This is a genomic window from Amphibacillus marinus (assembly GCF_900110345.1).
GTDB classification, from domain to species: Bacteria; Bacillota; Bacilli; order Bacillales; family Amphibacillaceae; genus Amphibacillus_D; species Amphibacillus_D marinus.
On record NZ_FODJ01000002.1, the window covers coordinates 1 to 17,029 of the forward strand.

Sequence of the window (17,029 nt, forward strand, 5' to 3'; positions counted from 1 at the left end):
AGTCTTACAGGTAGGTTGCCCACGTGTTACTCACCCGTCCGCCGCTCATTCCACAGCTCGTCACCCCGAAGGGATCTAAACTGCTTCCTGCGCTCGACTTGCATGTATTAGGCACGCCGCCAGCGTTCGTCCTGAGCCAAGATCAAACTCTCATTAAAGTGTTTGCGCTTCAATAGTTATCCTATTTGAATGCTCTTTGCTCGCTTAAAAGCACTAGCTTTTGTCTTACTTCTTTTCTTAACATACTGGTTGTTTTGTTCAGTTTTCAATGTTCAATTGGTTGTGCTGTTCTCTTGCGACAGCTTTTATATTATATAACAGCGTCTCAACTTATGTCAACACTTTTTTTATGGTGGGCCTAAGTGGACTCGAACCACCGACCTCACGCTTATCAGGCGTGCGCTCTAACCAGCTGAGCTATAGGCCCTTATGGAGCGGGTGAAGGGAATCGAACCCTCATCATCAGCTTGGAAGGCTGAGGTTTTACCACTAAACTACACCCGCTTAAAAACATATAAATGGCGCGCCCGAGAGGAGTCGAACCCCTAACCTCTTGATCCGTAGTCAAACGCTCTATCCAATTGAGCTACGGGCGCCTGTGTTTCAGCAACGGAATTAAATATAACATGAAACGCAATCTCAAGTCAATAACTTTTTATGCATTATTTCTTAAGCATTTACAATATCCTTTTCCACCTATACACAATGTGATTTCATTACATAAATTATGCCCTTTTGGACAAGTTCCTTCTTTAATAAATACATTCCCTAAATTAGCACAGCCTAACATCAAAATTCGTTATTTAATAAAAAACAATTGACATTTACGTTACGTAAAGGCTTATTCTTGTCATTAGGAGGTGAACACAATCGAATACACAATTAATAAAATAGCACAACTTTCTGGTATCAGCGCGCGCGCACTACGATACTATGATGAGATTAATTTGCTTAAGCCCGCTAGAATAAATTCTTCCGGATACAGACTATATGGTGAGAAGGAAATTGATTTACTTCAGCAAATTCTTTTCTACCGCAGCTTAAATGTGCAGCTTGAAGAAATTAAAACCATTCTTACTGCTCCCCATTATAATGTACCAGAAGCATTAGCTGAACATCTGCAAAAGCTATTGTTAAAGAGAGCTGAGATTGACCGTTTAATAGAAGCTGTTAAGAAAACAATAAACCACCATAATGGAGAGGTGACTATGACCAATCAAGATAAGTTTTCTGTCTTTAAACAGGATCTGGTTAATGAAAATGAGTTAAAATACGGTAAAGAAATAAGAAAAAGATATGGAGAAAATGTTATTAATGCTAGTAATAAAAAATGGCTTAAGCTTTCTGAAGATCAATTTAGAAAAATGGATATGATTGAAGAACGCTTAATTGCCGGACTAAAACAACTAAAGAAACACGGGGAGATACCTTCTCCTGAGGCAGAAGCCGTCTTCAAGGATCATAAAGCATGGCTAATGTTTAGCTGGGCAAGCTATAGTTCGGAAGCACACAAAAGGCTGACTGACATGTACATTGCAGATCAGCGGTTTGCTTATTATTACAATCAGAAAGCTAATACAGAAGTCACAACATTACTTCATGAGGTAGTTCATTTCTACGCAACATAACAAAAGGTGCCATACGCCTTTTGTTATGTCTCCAATATTCAAGGCTTTTATTAAAACCTTTGGCTGATTAATAAGGGCTCGCCAAATGGTTACTCATAGTAGCTCACCACAATAATGTCTAGTTGATAAATAATAGTCATTTAATTAGATTCATTCGCCAGAACCATTTTGAAAAAAACCCATCACTAAACTAACAATGGCTAGAACAATTAGACCTGCAATGACAACGACGTTATTTAACTGGCTCGCTACCAACCCTTAACTTAACCATTTCATTAAAAGCAAATTTGATTTATACTAACCTTAAATACAGGAAGGAGAACAATATGAGTAAAACATTCATGGACTACAAAAAGATGATTAATGAAGTAGCTTTACTTGAGAGAGAAAATGAACTAGTCTTGCTTCTGCCTATCAAGGAAAACAAATGGTCGATTAGAGAAATCATTGGTCATCTTTATCATTGGGATGACTATAACCTACAAACCATGGTCAGCCAAATGCGGAATGGCGCAATCCTTCCCAACTTTCCCGATCATGATCAACACAATCAAAAAGGACTTCAATCACTGGAAGGTAAAACAGCCCACCAAATTCTCACTCTTTTTATTGAGAAGAGACAAGCTATAATAGAAGCAATTGAAAAAATTGATATGATGGATAGATTTACAATTGGAAGTAGCAAGCGAGCATTTTCTTCTGAAACCTTTATCAAAATATTCGTAAAACATGATGCACACCACTTGAAGCAAATTAAAGATTTTTTAGTAACCTGTCATTAAAACTATTAAAGAACCTTTCCAACTGAAAGGTTCTTCTTGCATAGCAACTTCATTTTTCTATAATAATGAGCCTTTAATGCATCAAGAGAAAAATAGTAACCTTATTTTTTGTGCGTATTATTGTCCATTTTGTAATTTTAAGCCAAAATCCCCAGCAAGAACAACACGTACATTAACGCGTTAATAAAGCCACCTATTTTTAAATAACGGTTTTGTTTTATTCCTTTCAACGGATTGTTAACAGCATGAATAGGTTCTATGAAGCGCTAAGCATATTTTTTAATAAGATTGCTTTAAATACTCGACTTGGTAGATGACTTGTATTTCTTTTAATATTCGAGTCGAAAATTTCGTGAATTTTAACGATCTGACTTTTCCGTTTCTAATTAGAGCACCGGTCAGGTAAGCTGACTTATCCATGCCAGCATCATATAGCAACCCAGCTCCTTTACTGGGATGAGGATAAAACCATTTCATAATGGCTTGCAGAAAAAAAGGAATACCATTTTTGCGACCCTTTCTTAACGTATTGTTTCCACCAGGATCGACAGCAAGTATTTTTATTCCATCAGCGGAAAGTTCAGCAGCTACCTCCTGTGACCATAAGGATAACGCCAATTTACTTGTCGCGTAGGGACCTATTAATTTCTTAAACTTGTTCGGGTGGATAAGTTCCTCATAGGTAATTTCCCTAAGAAAATTAAACACATTTGTGCTTGTATTGACAACCATTTTATTAGTACCTTTTTTTAGTAATGCCTTTAATTCAGACAGGATTATATAGGGTACCACTGCTTGTATCTCAAAGTGCATTTCTCTAGATTGGGCTGAGTAATACAACTTGTCAAAGCTTCCTCCTGCGTTATTAAATAAGACATCAATTGCTTGCTCACTTTCTTTTATATTTTCAATTGCTGCTCTTAACTCACCAAAATTAGCAAGGTCTGCTTTATAAACTCTAACGCGCTGTTCAAGAATCCTTTGTTGTAATTCATATTCTTCTACAGGAAAATCGGATCTAATTAAAGCGACAATTTGCCAACCCTCACTAATCAATTTCTTTGTCAGTTCTAAACCAATGCCACTATTGGCTCCTGTAATCATTGCTGTTTTAACATTATTTTCATTGTTCATTTTAGCTCTCCTCCCTTTATAATCATAAGTATAAACTTTAGAGTTGACTCTAAAGCAAGGGGGTGTAATGATTATAAATATTAAATTTTCTAAAGGAGTACTAGTTGTGACCTATTCAATAAAACAGCTCGCAAAGATTGTTGCTATTTCACCGCACACCATTCGCTATTATGAAAAAATAGACCTGCTCCCAGCAGCTGTTAGAAATAACAGCAGCTATCGTATCTATAACGACGAGGATGTCGAGCGCCTGAAATTAATTATTTGCCTTAAAAACATAGGCATGTCATTAGCCGATATAAAGCCTTATTTAAACCTAAAGGATTATGAATTACTTTCGGACTACCCTAAGCTAATGGAAAAGGCGTTAAAACACAAAGAGAAAATGCTAAATCAGATAGAAGAATTACAGAAAGTCGTAAAAATTATTGATAGTAAACTTGAGCAGGACACTTTTAGAAACGTTCGCTAAAGCACTAGTGTCGGAACATCAATAATTGTTTTATTGTTCATCAAATCTTCCGTTGATATATGCGGTTTTCTATGGAAATTCAAGCAAAAGTATCCCAAATTCAACATTGGTCGAGTATTAATGAAGTTGTACAAACGATAAAAGCTGGTACACAAAAGGGGAAAGTTGTGTTATCTATTCAAGAAGCAGAACAATAATGGAGAGGCTGTCTATTTATGTCCGAATGACCTTGACAGTCCTTGTCGAGATCATTCACATATTACATACAGTTATCGTTCTAGCAAAACACGACCAGCACCAAGATTTGTTATACAACCAAAAGAAGCACCAAAGCTCGTTAAGCTTTGGTGCTTCTATAATGCGGTCGAGAGGACTTGAACCTCCACGGGTTATTCACCCACTAGGCCCTCAACCTAGCGCGTCTGCCATTCCGCCACGACCGCATGATTAAATGATAAAACAGATGAGCCATGAAGGATTCGAACCTTCGACCCTCTGATTAAAAGTCAGATGCTCTACCTACTGAGCTAATGGCTCTCTATCGTTAATGCCACATCTATCGCTCTTAATAGAAAAGCCTTTAAAACCTGTGGTTCCAAAGGTGTGTAATCCATTGTATCGCTAAAGAAAAAATGGCTGGGCTAGCTGGATTCGAACCAACGCATGACGGAACCAAAAACCGTTGCCTTACCGCTTGGCTATAGCCCAATATTTTTTATGGCGGTCCGGACGGGACTCGAACCCGCGACCTCCTGCGTGACAGGCAGGCATTCTAACCAACTGAACTACCGGACCTAACTTGTACTAAAATGGTGACCCGTACGGGATTCGAACCCGTGATACCGCCGTGAAAGGGCGGTGTCTTAACCGCTTGACCAACGGGCCATCAGACAAAAAAATAATGGCGGAGAAGGAGGGATTTGAACCCTCGCGCCGCTTACACGACCTACACCCTTAGCAGGGGCGCCTCTTCAGCCACTTGAGTACTTCTCCATATTGGCTCCACAGGTAGGATTCGAACCTACGACCGATCGGTTAACAGCCGATAGCTCTACCACTGAGCTACTGTGGAATAATTTAAAAATATGTATTAGCGACGTTAAAAACTATACTACACATTAAATTAAAAGTCAACTCATTCAGATATTTTTTTCAAAAAAGCTAAGCTGTGCGATATAAGCTGACTTAGAATAAAATACCATGAACTACCGAACTCGTCAATAGTTTTTCTTATTTTAAATAAATTATTCTGCCATTACATCGTCCACAGCGATAGCGTGCTACATCCATCCGTTTTTTTCTTGTGTAGTTTTGCTTACATGCTAGGCATTGATAGTGATGGTGTGCCCGCTCTTGCTCTTGATAAGATGGCAGTGTCTTGCAATGTCTTGGTGACCCAGTTTGCTTTAATAATTGCTTAAAATCTTCATCACCATGCCGATAACCCTTGCCTTCGATATGAAGATGGTAATGACATAATTCATGCTTAATAATAGCAATCAGTTCATCTCTGCCAATTTCTTTATAATACTTTGGATTTATTTCAATTCGGCGATTATGAAGCAAATATCTTCCGCCAGTTGTTCGCAACCGCGAATTAAAGCAAGCTTGATCAGCGAACGGCTTATGAAAGTATTGAAGAGATAACTGAGCAACGAGTCGTGTTAATTCTTTATCTGTCATGACTGAGTACCCCATTTTTCATCTTTTACATATGCTATTTTATCAGACGTTTAGGCAAGGAGGATCAATTATGCCCACCTGGTTAAAAAGGCAGTTAGCTTATGCGTTTAAACAAAAGGATGTCGACCAAATTATCATTTTGAATCAATGCTGGTTTTTTTATTATGCTGAGCATATTTAAACAGAGGGCGCCGAAAACGGCGCCATGTCACTTTATTTCTGAATCATCGTGAGCGCAATTCGCTCCTTTTGTAAATCGACCTCTTGAACCCACACCGTTACCACATCGCCGACGGAAGCAATATCCATTGGATGCTTAACAAAGCGGTCCGACATCTTAGAGATGTGGACAAGTCCATCCTGCTTTACTCCGATATCAACAAAGACACCAAAATCAACAACGTTTCTAACCGTTCCTTGTAGCTCTAATCCCGGCTTCAGGTCTTCCATAGTTAGAACGTTCTTCTTAAGTAATGGTTGTGGGAAGTCATCGCGTGGATCACGTTCCGGACTACTTAGCGCCTTAACAATATCCTGTAGCGTTAAAAGACCTAAATCAAGCTCACTAGATAGCATTGCTAAGTCTAATTGCTTTAGTTTAGCTTGCAAGTCTTGAGAACCGAGATCGTTAGTAGAGAAACCTAACATAGTCAATAATTTTTTAGCTACCTGATAGCTTTCTGGGTGGATCGGTGTTCGGTCTAAAGGTTCTTCACCATCATTAATGCGTAAAAAGCCAATTGCCTGTTCATATGTTTTTTGACCAAGTCTCGGAATATCTTTTAGCTGCTTTCTGCTTGAAAATTTCCCAATCTCATCGCGTTGCTTAACAATATTGCTAGCGACTGTTTTGCTTAGCCCAGATACGTATTGTAAAAGTGAGACAGAAGCTGTATTAACATTAACTCCTACTTGATTAACCGCTGTTTCGACAATAAATTTAAGCGACTCATTTAATTGTTTTTGGCTAACATCGTGCTGATATTGGCCAACCCCAATTGATTTTGGATCAATTTTGACTAATTCCGCTAATGGATCTTGAACACGGCGGGCAATTGAAACTGCGCTTCTCTCTTCAACCTGAAGATTAGGGAACTCTTCCCTCGCAAGCTTTGAAGCAGAATAAACACTTGCACCAGCCTCATTGACAATAATATATGGTGTGGTAAGCTGTGCTTTTTCAATCAGATTAGCGACAAATTGCTCCGTCTCGCGCGAGGCTGTCCCGTTGCCAATCGCAATAAGCTCAACGTCATATTCGCTAATGAAGGCTTTTACTTTTTGCTCAGCACCGGTAATATCATGCTTTGGCGCGGTCGGATAGATGACATCAACAGCAACCATCTTACCTGTTTCATCGATCACAGCCAGTTTACAACCTGTTCGAAAGGCAGGGTCTATTCCCAAAATTGTCTTACCCTTTAATGGTGGCTGTAAAAGTAAATTATTTAAGTTTTTCGCAAAAATATCAATTGCTTGTGCTTCTGCCTTTTCCGTCAATAAAGACCGGATCTCACGTTCAATTGATGGTTGAATTAAACGCTTGTAGCTATCCACAATACTTCCGACCAAGAAGTCACGTACTGGAATTCCAGTTGCATCCTTCACTACCTTTCTGGTAAGAAAACCATGAATTCGCTCACTTGGTGGCGTAATCGCGACACGAATAACACCCTCTTTTTCCCCACGATTCATCGCTAACACACGGTGGGCAACAACTGTTTTAACAGACTCGTCATAGTCGTAGTACATTTCGTATACCCGCTTCTCATCCAGCTGTTCATCCTTTACAGCAGCAGTAATCTTTCCCTGTTCAAAGGTTGTCTTTCTTATGTATTCACGATATTGCGCCTCATCAGAAATCCACTCGGCAATAATATCACTTACACCAGCCAAGATCGCCTCTACATCAAATAATTCATGCTCATCCGATAGAAACGGCTGTGCCTCCTGATGGAGATCTGCTACCTGCTGCTTAAAAATTAGTTCCGCCAACGGTTCTAAGCCCTTTTCCTTTGCAATCGTTGCCTTTGTACGTCTTTTTTGCTTATATGGACGATAAAGATCCTCGATACGTTGAAGTTGCTCAGCCACCTCAATTTCTTGCTTCAACTCAGGTGTTAATTTTTCCTGCTCGTCTATTAAACGGATAACTTCTTCTTTACGCTGAGCAAGCTGCTGAGCATATTGCCACTGGTCTTCAATATCCTTAATCTGCACTTCATCTAAGCCACCCGTTTGCTCCTTACGGTAGCGAGCGATAAAAGGTACTGTATTACCTTCAGTAAGTAGATGAATGACTTGTTCAACAATATTTACTTTTAAAGACAGGCGCTTGGCTACATCCGTCATAATCTTTTCTTCTGCCATGTTAATTCCTCCGTTCTTATCTTTACTATTTTAACAAAAAAAAGAGCCATTGACGAAAAAAATGAGATTTGTAAATTATTAATGAGAATAAGCTCTTTTATTAGATAGCGTGTCTTAATTAACCACTTGTATTGGTCTAGTAAAAAAGAGCCACTTTCCCGCTGACACCCCTTAGAAAACAAAAACCACTTTCTTGTGGGAACTTCCGACTCGCACTATCCCCGCAGAACTCGGCTCCTTTTTTTGCTACCGCCTAATTGGAGAAATTATCTTACCAACACTATTTGATATACAACCCAAAAAAACAAGCCTAATCCATTAATAGATTAGACTTGTTAATATTTAATAACGATTAATGTTGTATCGTCTTCACGTTCATTACTCATTTTCGCAGCAAATGCTTCAGTTATATCTGCTACATTTTCCTTTTGAAACAATTTATACGTTAAATCGCGGGAAATTACACCATCAGAAAATAAGGCGAATTTCGTTCCTTGCTCTAACGGCTCCTGAACCTCTTTAAGCGGTCTGGCATATACACCTAAATAGCCTGAAATAGGAATAGTGCGTTTTTTAACTGTATCAGCTCGAATGGTCATCAAGCCAATGTTCCCTATTGAAGCATATGTATATTGCTTATTTCGATAATCCAGTCGTAAAACACCTAAGACAACACCACGTTTGCCTACCAATGCCTCATTACTTGCTTTCACCATACTTTTCGTGTCCCGATAAGGATTCGTTCTAATGGTATCCATAACAGCCTGTGAGGATTCTCTTGCCAATTCACCACTACCTAATCCATCGGCTAGAGCACAGATGAAGAAATCATCGTTCTCATAATAATAATAGCTGTCACCACAATAATAGTTACCTTGCTTCGCTCTTTGATATACTGCGACAGACACGTGTTTTGGCTCTACCATTAATCATTAACTCCAATACCATCAGCTTGTAACGCTTCTCTAAGCTTTAATAAAGCACGTCGTTGAATTCGCGACACGTGCATTTGTGAGATCTCAAGAAGGTCACCAGTTTCTTTTTGACTCTTGTTCTCAAAATACGTATATTGTAAAATCTTCTGTTCACGTTCACTTAAAATAGGCAAGACCTTTTCAAGCAATAAACGCAAATCGGTTTTTTCAAATTCTTCATCTTGATTTCCAATTAGGTCTAAAATCGAGACGGTACTTCCATCCGAATCCGCTTCAATTTTTTTATCAACTGATAAAGCTTTATAACTTTGCCCCATTTCCATCGTCTCTAAAATCTCCTCTTCGGAAACTTCGAGATACATGGCAATGTCACTCACCGATGGGGAACGCTGATTCTTAGTGGTCAAATATTCTGTTGCTTTTTTTATCTTTGGTCCTAACTCTTTAATCCGACGGGGGACATGTACACTCCATGTTTTATCTCGGATAAATCGTTTTATCTCACCGATTATGGTCGGAATCGCAAACGATTCGAAAGATTTACCTAAAGTTGGATCATACCTTTTTATTGCCGCCAATAACCCGAGCATACCTACCTGGACAAGATCTTCGTGAATCGAATTGTTCTTTGCGTATTTTCTAGCAATTGAATGAACAAGATCCTGATAAGTTAAGACGATCTTCTCTTGAATGACTTCATCCCGAGGGTTCTCTTGTAGGTGTTGTATCCATTGGTAAACCTCATCCCCACGTCTATTGTGTGGTTGGGATTTGGTCGTCATCTAAGTCCACCTCATTTAACGAGAGTTTTTTAGTCATAAGTACAATGACTCCATAATCATTTTTTATTTCAACCTTATCCATTAAGGCATCAATAAGAAATAATCCAAATCCACCTTCACGCAAACTCTCGATTGGTTCTGTTTGCTGATATGGCCCTGTTGCTTGCTTAATTTCTGTTAGATCGAAGCTTCCACCATGATCGGCAACCATAATTTCTAAACGATCTTGATAAATACCAAATCCTACCGTTACCTCGCCGTCTTCATTAGCTTGATAAGCATGAGTCGTTGCATTTGTCATCGCCTCTGATATCGCCACTTTAAGATCCTCAATCTCTTCATAAGAAAAACCCATCCGATTTGCAATCCCTGAAATACTAAGTCGTACTACACCAACGAATTCAGGCTTTGCAGGCAGTTTCATTTCAATAAAGTCAAAGCGTTCCATTTAATTTCCACCCCGTACTGTTGTATCAATATCAATTATGCTATCCAAGCTTGTAATCTTAAATAAACGGTGCACTCTTTCTTGTAGCTGGATTAATTTTAATTTACTATCGTGCTCCTTTGCTGATTTCAAAGCACTAATAAACACGCCTAGACCTGTACTATCCATATAATTCACTTGCTCTAAGTCCACAATAACCTCAGCATTTGCAGTCTTCGTTAATGGCAATAACGATTCTTTTAGAATCGGCGCTGTATACGCATCTATTTCACCAGTGAGAACAAGTGTGGTACTCTGATCTTGTTCAACAACCTCTACGTTCAAATTAATATTCATTTACCTTCTTCCCTCCAGCTTGTCGATTAATTTATGTATTACCCCATTCTCGTAAGATTAAACTTCTTTTCTAATTATTATTAAAGTAAAGTCATCTCTTAGGTGGAAATCCTGTAGTCGTTCAAAATATTTATAAACACCTTCTACTGCATCTTGTGCTGGTAAATGAATATAATCTTTAATAACCTGTAAAAATTCATCTCGTTCCACAAAGCGATCGCCTAAACGACACTCTGTTACACCGTCCGTCAATAAAATAATACAATCACCCGTACGAATATGGCTGACAAATTGTTGATAATTCGCATGTTCTGTTGCACCTAATACTAGCCCTTTGGCTTTAATCTCTTCGAACGTTCCTTTCGCTGCATGGTAATAAAAACCAGGCTCATGACCGGCTGAAGCATACGAAAATGTTTCATGCTCAGGATTATATAGCCCATAGAACATCGTAATAAACATACTCGGGTCAACATTGCGTTCTACTACTCGATTCAAGCTTTCTAAAATTACTGAAGGCTCTCGTTGATTCTCCGGGAAGCTGTCCATTGAATATTTAATCATCGACATCGCTAGAGCAGCTGGAATCCCTTTGCCGATGACGTCAGCCAAAGCTATACCAAGTGTATCATCTTTATCCGTCACAAAATGATAATAATCACCATTCATTTGATTAGCAGGAACACTAATTGCACCAATATCCAGACCCTTGATGCATGGTTTTACCGTTGATAACAGTGTCTTTTGCATATTAGCTGCAACAGCAATTTCCGATTCAAGCGCCAATTGTTTCTCACGCAAAAAGTGATTTTCTTGTAACGCTAACCCATACGAGATCATTGCTTCTAACAAAAAATTAAGTGAATCATTAATTTCGCGTGGCAACTCAGGATACAATTCTTTTAAAGCTTCGATATGCACATGAATAATTTCCTCAGGTGAAATATTGTGCTGCACGGAAAGCTTACTAAATTGCTCTGCTTGATATAAGGCTCTTTCGTCTTTTGTTAATAAGTATTCTTTTAATAGCTTACGATAATTGTCTAAATCAAGCTTTATTGCTTTCATCCTTATCCCCCCAAACCTTACCTAACCCATTTAATAGCTTGGATTTCAGTTCCTTTGCCCCATTCCGAATGTATTTCAAAGTGATCCATCAATCGTTTGACACCAGGTAAACCAGCACCAAGCCCGCCAGAAGTTGAGTAACCATCCTGCATAACCTGACTAATATCGCGAATTCCTGGACCTTCATCTGAGGCAACTACTTTTAAACCTTGTTTATCTAATTGATCAATAACCTCGAAGCATACCTTGCCTTTACCTGCATACAAATAGATGTTTCTTGCTAGTTCAGATATAGCAGTTGCAATCCGCGCTTGATCAACAGTACCGAACCCTAATTCTTTTGCCCGTGTCCGTCCTAGCTGTCTCGCCCCTACAATATCCAATTCTTTATTGATGTTTACGCAGGGTTTAAAGTCCATATTCACCCCTCCAGTTCCTGGCGAAGTTTGATCAACCCTTGTTCTAAATCTAAAGCCGTTTGAACATCCTGCATGTGAATGCCTAACTCAATTAGCGTCATAGCTACAGCCGGCTGAATACCCGTTAGTACCACTCTCGCTCCCATCAAATCAGACATCGTCACGACATCACCCAGCACTTTAGCAATGAATGAGTCAATTATATCCACAGAAGTTAAATCAATCACAACACCAGTTGCACCACTCTTATGAATTTTGTTTAGCAGATCTTCTTGAAATTCAATTGCACTTTGATCATCTAGGTCAATTTGTATTGAAATGAGTAAATAATTGTGTAGCTTTAGAATTGGTATTCGCATCTTATCACTCCTTCTCTATTGATCCGATAATATCTTCAATGACTTCCTCTTTATTAGACTCACGATGTATTGTTCGACCCGTTAACTCTAGTGCTGTTTCAAAGCCTTTTCTTAGTGATGATTTAGTTGGAAATTTACCTAAGTCGATACCAAGGTTAACAATAGTTTGAGCAATCTCAGGTCTAATACCCACTAATATACATGTAGATCCAATTAAACGAACGGCTTCAGCTGCTTGAATAATATGGTGAGCAACCATTGTATCGACAACTGGAACGCCAGTGATATCAATTAGCACGACTTCCGCGTTATGTTTAATTACCCCTTCTAGTAAGTTCTCCATAATCTGTTTTGCTCGTTCGGTGTCAATTGTTCCAATTAACGGCATGATGGTAATATTGCGCATGACAGGAATAAGTGGTGCTGATAATTCCTGTAACGCTACCCGTTGTAACGAGACAGTGTGCTCCCAGCTTCCCGAGTACTCATTAACGAGTTTATTGATAATTGGATCAACCCAGCTATCTACCCGATCAAGAATAATTGAGAAGAAATCGGTATCGATCTTTTCATTCTGACCAAGGACAAAGTCAATGGTTACACGTCTAAACGTTTGTAGCCCATCTGTTAAGTAAGACAATGGCCAACCTAAATTTACAAGTCGCTCCGAGAATGCCTCTAGCCCCTTTGTTAGGCTTTGTTGGTCTAAGCTATCAAAAATAACATTAACAAACTCTCTGTTCGTACTTTGGAATAGATCCTCAGAAATTGAAGAGGTATAATCGTTTTTTCTTTTCTCTGACACAATTTCCAACCAATTCTTAATAATAACGTCACTGTTCTCCATGATAATCTTATTTACACGTGTGGGCAAAATGATAACCACCTTTACCTAGATTTAATTACTAATGCTCTTTAATTGTTACAGTTTAATACATATACCCTTATAATTTAACATTTCCAACATAAAAAAACTACTATCAAGTGTTTTATCACCTAAGGTAAATTGTGCAAATGTTTAACAGTTGTAAATCGCGGGAAGAGATTTTACGAAGATACAATAAAAGCACTTGTCTCTAAAATTAGACAAGCGCTTCGAACATTTAAATATTTGCTAAGCCCAGACTAATCTCTAAGGCTTTATCAATTTTCTCCATCATGTGTGCATCTAAATGGGTAATTTTATCTGTTAATCGTTGTTTATCAATGGTTCGCACTTGCTCTAGTAAAATAACAGAATCTCTTTCAAATCCGTACTTGTCTGCCTTAATCTCTACATGTGTTGGTAGCTTTGCCTTTTGGATCTGCGCCGTAATAGCCGCTACAATAACGGTAGGACTAAAGCGATTCCCAATATTATTCTGAATAACTAATACAGGACGTACACCACCCTGCTCTGATCCCACCACTGGCGAAAGATCAGCGAAATAAACTTCGCCTCTTTTTACGATCAAAGCATCACACCCCGCTCACAAGGCGCTCTAGAGTTGTTTCAGCCTCCTCTTCAGCTAGGAAAGATTCTGAAGCGATATTTAAGTTAATCTTTGCCATTTCAATATAGCCTCGTTGCATTGACTCACGAATGTGTTGTTCTTTTTTGTCACGCACGTAAGATTTTGTTGCTTCATAAATGATGTCGTTAAGATCACTGTCTTCTTCTCTAATGAGTCCATCCACCTCGTTTAATAGGTTCTCTGGTAACCGTACAACAATTTCCTGCATGTTAGCTGACAAACCATACACCTCCACTACAAGTTACAAACGATTATTATAGTCTTTTTTATCATATCATTCCCATAACCAATTGCATAGGGATTTTTTATAGTTTTCCAATTAAATTAAGATTACAGCACCTTTGCTGACTATTCTTGAGTGAGATAAATCCGAGGCAGCCGGGCTGTAAATAAACAAGCAACCTCATAATTGATTGTATCCAAATGGCTTGCCACTTCCTCAAGACTCACTTCTTGGTCACCTTGTTTTCCAACAAACGTCACTTCTGTACCAATAGGATACGCACGATCTAGCTTTACCATACATTGATCCATGCAAATTCGGCCAATTAGCGGCATTCGCTTACCGTTAACGAGCACGTCTAGCCCTTGCCACTTTCGTTGAATGCCATCAGCATAGCCAAGCGGAATTGTGCCTACCCATTCGTGCGCTTCTGTATGATATGTCGCGCCATAGCTTATCCCCTCATTAGCGGCTAATTGCTTAACATGCGTAAGCCTTGTCTTTAGACTTAGTGCCGACACCAATTTAAAGGGCCGCTTTTGCTTCATATAGATTGAAGGGTAAAGACCATACATACCAATCCCAAAACGAACCGCATCATACATTAAATTAGGCTGACGCATTGCAGCCGCACTATTACCAGTATGAACAATTACTTCGCCCGTATGGTGTTGTTTAAACTGGGCCAACAACTGATTAAAGCGATTGTTCTGCTGATCGTAGTATGCTAAGTCAGGTTCATCAGCAGTCGCAAAGTGAGTAAATACGCCCTCTACCTTGACTTTACTTTGATCCAGCAAGCGGAAGAAATCGGCCATTTCTGCAGTTGTTCTAATGCCTAGCCGACCCATTCCAGTGTCAAGCTTAACATGAATGGATACCGATCCACTTGTTTGCTGTTGGTAAAAAACAGCTAACCATTCCGGTTGAAATACTGTTAACGTAATCTTTTGATCTATAGCAACCTGAGCGAACTCCGGTGCGACCCAGCCCATCACCAGAATTGGAGCTGTGATCCCATTAGCTCTTAGTGTAACAGCTTCATCCAAAAGAGCGACAGCAAGTGAAGTAGCCCCTGCTTCAATTGCTGCATTTGCAACCTCAACAGCGCCATGACCATATCCATTTGCTTTGACGACTGCTATAATAGCCGTCGATTTATTTAGCCTAGCTTTTAATGCTAATACATTTGCTTTAATTGCTGCTAAGTTAATTTGCAAGCAAGCATAGCGATAACTCAATGATTTCATTACGGCTTCCCCCAATAACTATCCTGTTTATTCAAAACATAAGGCAGTCACGTACCCATGCAAACAAAATGTTTGTTTTATTATCTTTTTTTCATCATATTGTGTCAAGCAACCTGATAGGTTTTAAACACATTTCAAATCAGCAAAACGTGTATGCCAAAATAAAAATGCACCCAATAAAATAGTGTAGATTCACTTCCAGTCTACGTTCTATTTTACTGCGTGCACATAGCTTACTGCTCTGCATATGTTTATTTTTCCATTTGTTGCCCCATAGATTGGGCGACTTCAATCATCTCTTCACGTGTGAGCTGTTCACTAGCTAAATAATAATCAACGCCATTCTCCGACCATGTTAATGATTGATCAGTCATCGCTCCAATCGTTTTTCCGATGTGGACAGGTACTCCTGCTGATAGCTCCGGTTCACGTACAGCTACCATTGCCGTTTCATTATAATCTTGTACAATAGTAAATTCTTTTTCCCCTTGATAAGTTAAGACAACTCGCTTACCCTCTTCTCGATCAAATTCGGCTGTTTCACTAAGTTCAGCTCCCATTAATGCTGTAGGATACCGGACGATAAATTCACTCTGACTATGCTCACCCTCTATTAATCCAACTGGTAAACTAAAAATCCCACTGGTAAGGTTGGCATCAACCTCAAAAAAGTTTGGCTCAAACTCTACCCCAAGCTCAAATGGCTCGAAGGTCACCTCAACAGCGACATTATGATCAGCATCATATATTTTCACAAGATAAGGTGTCAAAGAATCTTGATCAAAGTAAACTTCCTGAATCGGTAACGTTTTATTATGTTGGTAATTTGTTTGGGTCTTAAAAACATAGTATTGGTCTGTTACTTTAAATTCAGCCTGATCATCATTTAATACATCCGCCACTAATGAATGATACAAATAAGGTTGACTAGCATTGCTCGGCCAGTCACTTTGAAATCTAAAGCTCTTATTCAATGCTGGTGTTAACACAAACACTCCATCATCATTCTTTAAAATGATCTGACTGCCTTCCTCGTCACCCTCATTATGCATGAGGACACGATAAAAATGATCAGATTGATAAGCGAGGTCAATCTCATAAAGCTGTGCTGTCTCCCCAGTTAACATTTCCATCTTGGCTTTTGTTTGATAGCTTGTAAGGTCTCCTACAACCTCTTCAAGCTCTTTCTTCACATCCTCTTGGGAAGCTTGACCACAACCCGCTATGATAAAAATCGATAAAAGGATGAGTACCACCCTGACCACTCTATTCATTAAGTCAACTCCTTTTACTCTAGTCAGAGAAAAAGGGAATGAAAGACCGCTATGAAGAACATGTACGAAAAAGCTTGCGGAAGTCATCTAAATACATCGGTTGCAAGTAAGTCTACCTTAGCATGCTCATCTTCAATTGCTAACTGTGCAATCCTATCATGCCGGTAACAGTAATTTGTAATAATTCACAATGTGTTAAGCTGGCTGATGCCTGTGCAAATTGCTTACCATTAGAGCTTGGCACAATTGTATGCGCAGCTTTTAAGACATGATTCACGCACTGAAGCAAAGCAACCGCAATCGTAAATGAACGCGTTGTAATCGCATCGAAAGCTTAATTAATACATCGGGC

At 39.0% G+C, this 17,029-nt stretch carries 20 protein-coding genes, 10 tRNA genes and 1 rRNA gene; 5 read left to right on the forward strand and 26 right to left on the reverse strand.

The window, feature by feature from the left end; translation table 11 throughout:
- From BM000_RS03920 to BM000_RS03935, 4 genes are all read right to left on the reverse strand, one after another.
- Positions 1-158, reverse strand: a 16S ribosomal RNA gene (locus BM000_RS03920); the annotation flags it as partial.
- 192 nt (positions 159-350) lie between these two features.
- Positions 351-427: transfer RNA gene (locus BM000_RS03925), tRNA-Ile, on the reverse strand.
- Between the two features lie 3 nt (positions 428-430).
- A tRNA-Gly gene (locus tag BM000_RS03930) sits at positions 431-504 on the reverse strand.
- Positions 505-519: 15 nt separating this feature from the next.
- A tRNA-Arg gene (locus tag BM000_RS03935) sits at positions 520-596 on the reverse strand.
- Between the two features lie 264 nt (positions 597-860).
- Between BM000_RS03935 and BM000_RS03940 the strand changes: the two genes are divergently transcribed.
- Together BM000_RS03940 and BM000_RS03945 are read left to right on the forward strand one after the other, a co-directional pair.
- Positions 861-1,628: a MerR family transcriptional regulator gene (locus BM000_RS03940; protein WP_245751569.1), complete on the forward strand. Its 768-nt coding sequence runs from the start codon at positions 861-863 to the stop codon at positions 1,626-1,628.
- A gap of 326 nt (positions 1,629-1,954) precedes the next feature.
- A complete protein-coding gene (locus tag BM000_RS03945) occupies positions 1,955-2,410 on the forward strand; it encodes a DinB family protein (protein ID WP_091495060.1) in 456 nt (151 codons plus the stop codon).
- A 279-nt stretch (positions 2,411-2,689) separates the two neighbouring features.
- Here the strand turns inward: BM000_RS03945 and BM000_RS03950 are convergent, their stop codons facing one another.
- Positions 2,690-3,544 (reverse strand): SDR family NAD(P)-dependent oxidoreductase, encoded by an 855-nt coding sequence (locus tag BM000_RS03950; protein ID WP_091495062.1) that lies wholly within the window; start codon positions 3,542-3,544, stop codon positions 2,690-2,692.
- Between the two features lie 106 nt (positions 3,545-3,650).
- Between BM000_RS03950 and BM000_RS03955 the strand changes: the two genes are divergently transcribed.
- Entirely contained in the window at positions 3,651-4,016 is a 366-nt protein-coding gene (locus BM000_RS03955) for a MerR family transcriptional regulator (protein ID WP_177178201.1), read from the forward strand.
- A gap of 71 nt (positions 4,017-4,087) precedes the next feature.
- Positions 4,088-4,213, forward strand: a complete 126-nt coding sequence (locus BM000_RS17070) for a hypothetical protein (RefSeq protein WP_281245843.1) — start codon at positions 4,088-4,090, stop codon at positions 4,211-4,213.
- Between the two features lie 162 nt (positions 4,214-4,375).
- Here BM000_RS17070 and BM000_RS03960 read toward each other — a convergent pair.
- The 8 genes from BM000_RS03960 to BM000_RS03995 all read right to left on the reverse strand — a co-directional run bounded on the left by BM000_RS03960 (position 4,376) and on the right by BM000_RS03995 (position 5,699).
- Positions 4,376-4,459 (reverse strand) — tRNA-Leu (locus tag BM000_RS03960).
- A 21-nt stretch (positions 4,460-4,480) separates the two neighbouring features.
- Positions 4,481-4,553 (reverse strand) — tRNA-Lys (locus tag BM000_RS03965).
- 96 nt (positions 4,554-4,649) lie between these two features.
- A tRNA-Gln gene (locus tag BM000_RS03970) sits at positions 4,650-4,724 on the reverse strand.
- Positions 4,725-4,734: 10 nt separating this feature from the next.
- Positions 4,735-4,811 (reverse strand) — tRNA-Asp (locus tag BM000_RS03975).
- 15 nt (positions 4,812-4,826) lie between these two features.
- Positions 4,827-4,901: transfer RNA gene (locus tag BM000_RS03980), tRNA-Glu, on the reverse strand.
- A 17-nt stretch (positions 4,902-4,918) separates the two neighbouring features.
- Positions 4,919-5,009, reverse strand: a tRNA-Ser gene (locus BM000_RS03985).
- 4 nt (positions 5,010-5,013) lie between these two features.
- Positions 5,014-5,088, reverse strand: a tRNA-Asn gene (locus tag BM000_RS03990).
- A gap of 158 nt (positions 5,089-5,246) precedes the next feature.
- Positions 5,247-5,699: a SprT family protein gene (locus tag BM000_RS03995; protein WP_091495066.1), complete on the reverse strand. Its 453-nt coding sequence runs from the start codon at positions 5,697-5,699 to the stop codon at positions 5,247-5,249.
- 70 nt (positions 5,700-5,769) lie between these two features.
- On the opposite strand from BM000_RS03995, the gene cmpA reads away from it, so the two are divergent.
- Entirely contained in the window at positions 5,770-5,880 is a 111-nt protein-coding gene (gene cmpA / locus BM000_RS04000) for a cortex morphogenetic protein CmpA (RefSeq protein WP_091495068.1), read from the forward strand.
- A gap of 32 nt (positions 5,881-5,912) precedes the next feature.
- Here the strand turns inward: cmpA and BM000_RS04005 are convergent, their stop codons facing one another.
- The 13 genes from BM000_RS04005 to BM000_RS04065 form a co-directional block, all read right to left on the reverse strand.
- Complete coding sequence (locus BM000_RS04005) at positions 5,913-8,069, reverse strand: Tex family protein (protein WP_091495070.1); 2,157 nt, start codon at positions 8,067-8,069, stop codon at positions 5,913-5,915.
- A gap of 335 nt (positions 8,070-8,404) precedes the next feature.
- Positions 8,405-8,995, reverse strand: a complete 591-nt coding sequence (locus BM000_RS04010; RefSeq protein ID WP_091495072.1) for a SpoIIE family protein phosphatase — start codon at positions 8,993-8,995, stop codon at positions 8,405-8,407.
- Positions 8,995-9,786: an RNA polymerase sigma factor SigB gene (sigB, locus tag BM000_RS04015; protein WP_091495074.1), complete on the reverse strand. Its 792-nt coding sequence runs from the start codon at positions 9,784-9,786 to the stop codon at positions 8,995-8,997. The genes BM000_RS04010 and sigB overlap by 1 nt, the downstream gene beginning before the upstream one ends.
- Positions 9,758-10,234, reverse strand: coding sequence for an anti-sigma B factor RsbW (gene rsbW, locus BM000_RS04020; RefSeq protein ID WP_091495076.1), 477 nt, complete (start codon positions 10,232-10,234; stop codon positions 9,758-9,760). The genes sigB and rsbW overlap by 29 nt, the downstream gene beginning before the upstream one ends.
- Positions 10,235-10,570 carry an STAS domain-containing protein gene (locus BM000_RS04025; protein ID WP_091495078.1) on the reverse strand — a complete coding sequence of 112 codons (336 nt, stop codon included), beginning with the start codon at positions 10,568-10,570 and terminating at the stop codon, positions 10,235-10,237.
- Between the two features lie 57 nt (positions 10,571-10,627).
- Positions 10,628-11,638 (reverse strand): PP2C family protein-serine/threonine phosphatase, encoded by a 1,011-nt coding sequence (locus BM000_RS04030; protein WP_091495080.1) that lies wholly within the window; start codon positions 11,636-11,638, stop codon positions 10,628-10,630.
- Positions 11,639-11,655: 17 nt separating this feature from the next.
- Positions 11,656-12,057: an anti-sigma regulatory factor gene (locus tag BM000_RS04035; protein WP_091495082.1), complete on the reverse strand. Its 402-nt coding sequence runs from the start codon at positions 12,055-12,057 to the stop codon at positions 11,656-11,658.
- A gap of 2 nt (positions 12,058-12,059) precedes the next feature.
- Positions 12,060-12,416 carry an STAS domain-containing protein gene (locus BM000_RS04040; protein WP_091495084.1) on the reverse strand — a complete coding sequence of 119 codons (357 nt, stop codon included), beginning with the start codon at positions 12,414-12,416 and terminating at the stop codon, positions 12,060-12,062.
- A gap of 4 nt (positions 12,417-12,420) precedes the next feature.
- Entirely contained in the window at positions 12,421-13,290 is an 870-nt protein-coding gene (locus tag BM000_RS04045; RefSeq protein ID WP_177178202.1) for an RsbT co-antagonist protein RsbRA, read from the reverse strand.
- A 229-nt stretch (positions 13,291-13,519) separates the two neighbouring features.
- Entirely contained in the window at positions 13,520-13,870 is a 351-nt protein-coding gene (locus BM000_RS04050) for a type II toxin-antitoxin system PemK/MazF family toxin (protein ID WP_091495086.1), read from the reverse strand.
- Between the two features lie 4 nt (positions 13,871-13,874).
- Positions 13,875-14,138: a CopG family ribbon-helix-helix protein gene (locus tag BM000_RS04055; protein WP_091495696.1), complete on the reverse strand. Its 264-nt coding sequence runs from the start codon at positions 14,136-14,138 to the stop codon at positions 13,875-13,877.
- 140 nt (positions 14,139-14,278) lie between these two features.
- Positions 14,279-15,403, reverse strand: a complete 1,125-nt coding sequence (alr, locus tag BM000_RS04060; RefSeq protein WP_091495088.1) for an alanine racemase — start codon at positions 15,401-15,403, stop codon at positions 14,279-14,281.
- Positions 15,404-15,654: 251 nt separating this feature from the next.
- The gene (locus BM000_RS04065) at positions 15,655-16,677 is read right to left on the reverse strand and encodes a LolA family protein (protein ID WP_091495091.1); all 1,023 of its coding nucleotides are present in this window, start codon (positions 16,675-16,677) and stop codon (positions 15,655-15,657) included.
- Positions 16,678-17,029: the final 352 nt, after the last annotated feature.

Bases quoted from the DNA above. Each gene is read 5' to 3' on its own strand.
- BM000_RS04055 (WP_091495696.1), bottom strand. From the start codon at position 14,138: ATGCAGGAAATTGTTGTACGGTTACCAGAGAACCTATTAAACGAGGTG.
- cmpA (WP_091495068.1), top strand. From the start codon at position 5,770: ATGCCCACCTGGTTAAAAAGGCAGTTAGCTTATGCGTTTAAACAAAAG.
- BM000_RS04025 (WP_091495078.1), bottom strand. From the start codon at position 10,570: ATGAATATTAATTTGAACGTAGAGGTTGTTGAACAAGATCAGAGTACC.
- BM000_RS04030 (WP_091495080.1), bottom strand. From the start codon at position 11,638: ATGAAAGCAATAAAGCTTGATTTAGACAATTATCGTAAGCTATTAAAA.
- BM000_RS03945 (WP_091495060.1), top strand. From the start codon at position 1,955: ATGAGTAAAACATTCATGGACTACAAAAAGATGATTAATGAAGTAGCT.
- BM000_RS04005 (WP_091495070.1), bottom strand. From the start codon at position 8,069: ATGGCAGAAGAAAAGATTATGACGGATGTAGCCAAGCGCCTGTCTTTA.
- BM000_RS04035 (WP_091495082.1), bottom strand. From the start codon at position 12,057: ATGGACTTTAAACCCTGCGTAAACATCAATAAAGAATTGGATATTGTA.
- BM000_RS04040 (WP_091495084.1), bottom strand. From the start codon at position 12,416: ATGCGAATACCAATTCTAAAGCTACACAATTATTTACTCATTTCAATA.
- BM000_RS17070 (WP_281245843.1), top strand. From the start codon at position 4,088: ATGGAAATTCAAGCAAAAGTATCCCAAATTCAACATTGGTCGAGTATT.
- BM000_RS04010 (WP_091495072.1), bottom strand. From the start codon at position 8,995: ATGGTAGAGCCAAAACACGTGTCTGTCGCAGTATATCAAAGAGCGAAG.
- rsbW (WP_091495076.1), bottom strand. From the start codon at position 10,234: ATGGAACGCTTTGACTTTATTGAAATGAAACTGCCTGCAAAGCCTGAA.
- BM000_RS03995 (WP_091495066.1), bottom strand. From the start codon at position 5,699: ATGACAGATAAAGAATTAACACGACTCGTTGCTCAGTTATCTCTTCAA.
- alr (WP_091495088.1), bottom strand. From the start codon at position 15,403: ATGAAATCATTGAGTTATCGCTATGCTTGCTTGCAAATTAACTTAGCA.
- BM000_RS03950 (WP_091495062.1), bottom strand. From the start codon at position 3,544: ATGAACAATGAAAATAATGTTAAAACAGCAATGATTACAGGAGCCAAT.
- BM000_RS04065 (WP_091495091.1), bottom strand. From the start codon at position 16,677: ATGAATAGAGTGGTCAGGGTGGTACTCATCCTTTTATCGATTTTTATC.
- sigB (WP_091495074.1), bottom strand. From the start codon at position 9,786: ATGACGACCAAATCCCAACCACACAATAGACGTGGGGATGAGGTTTAC.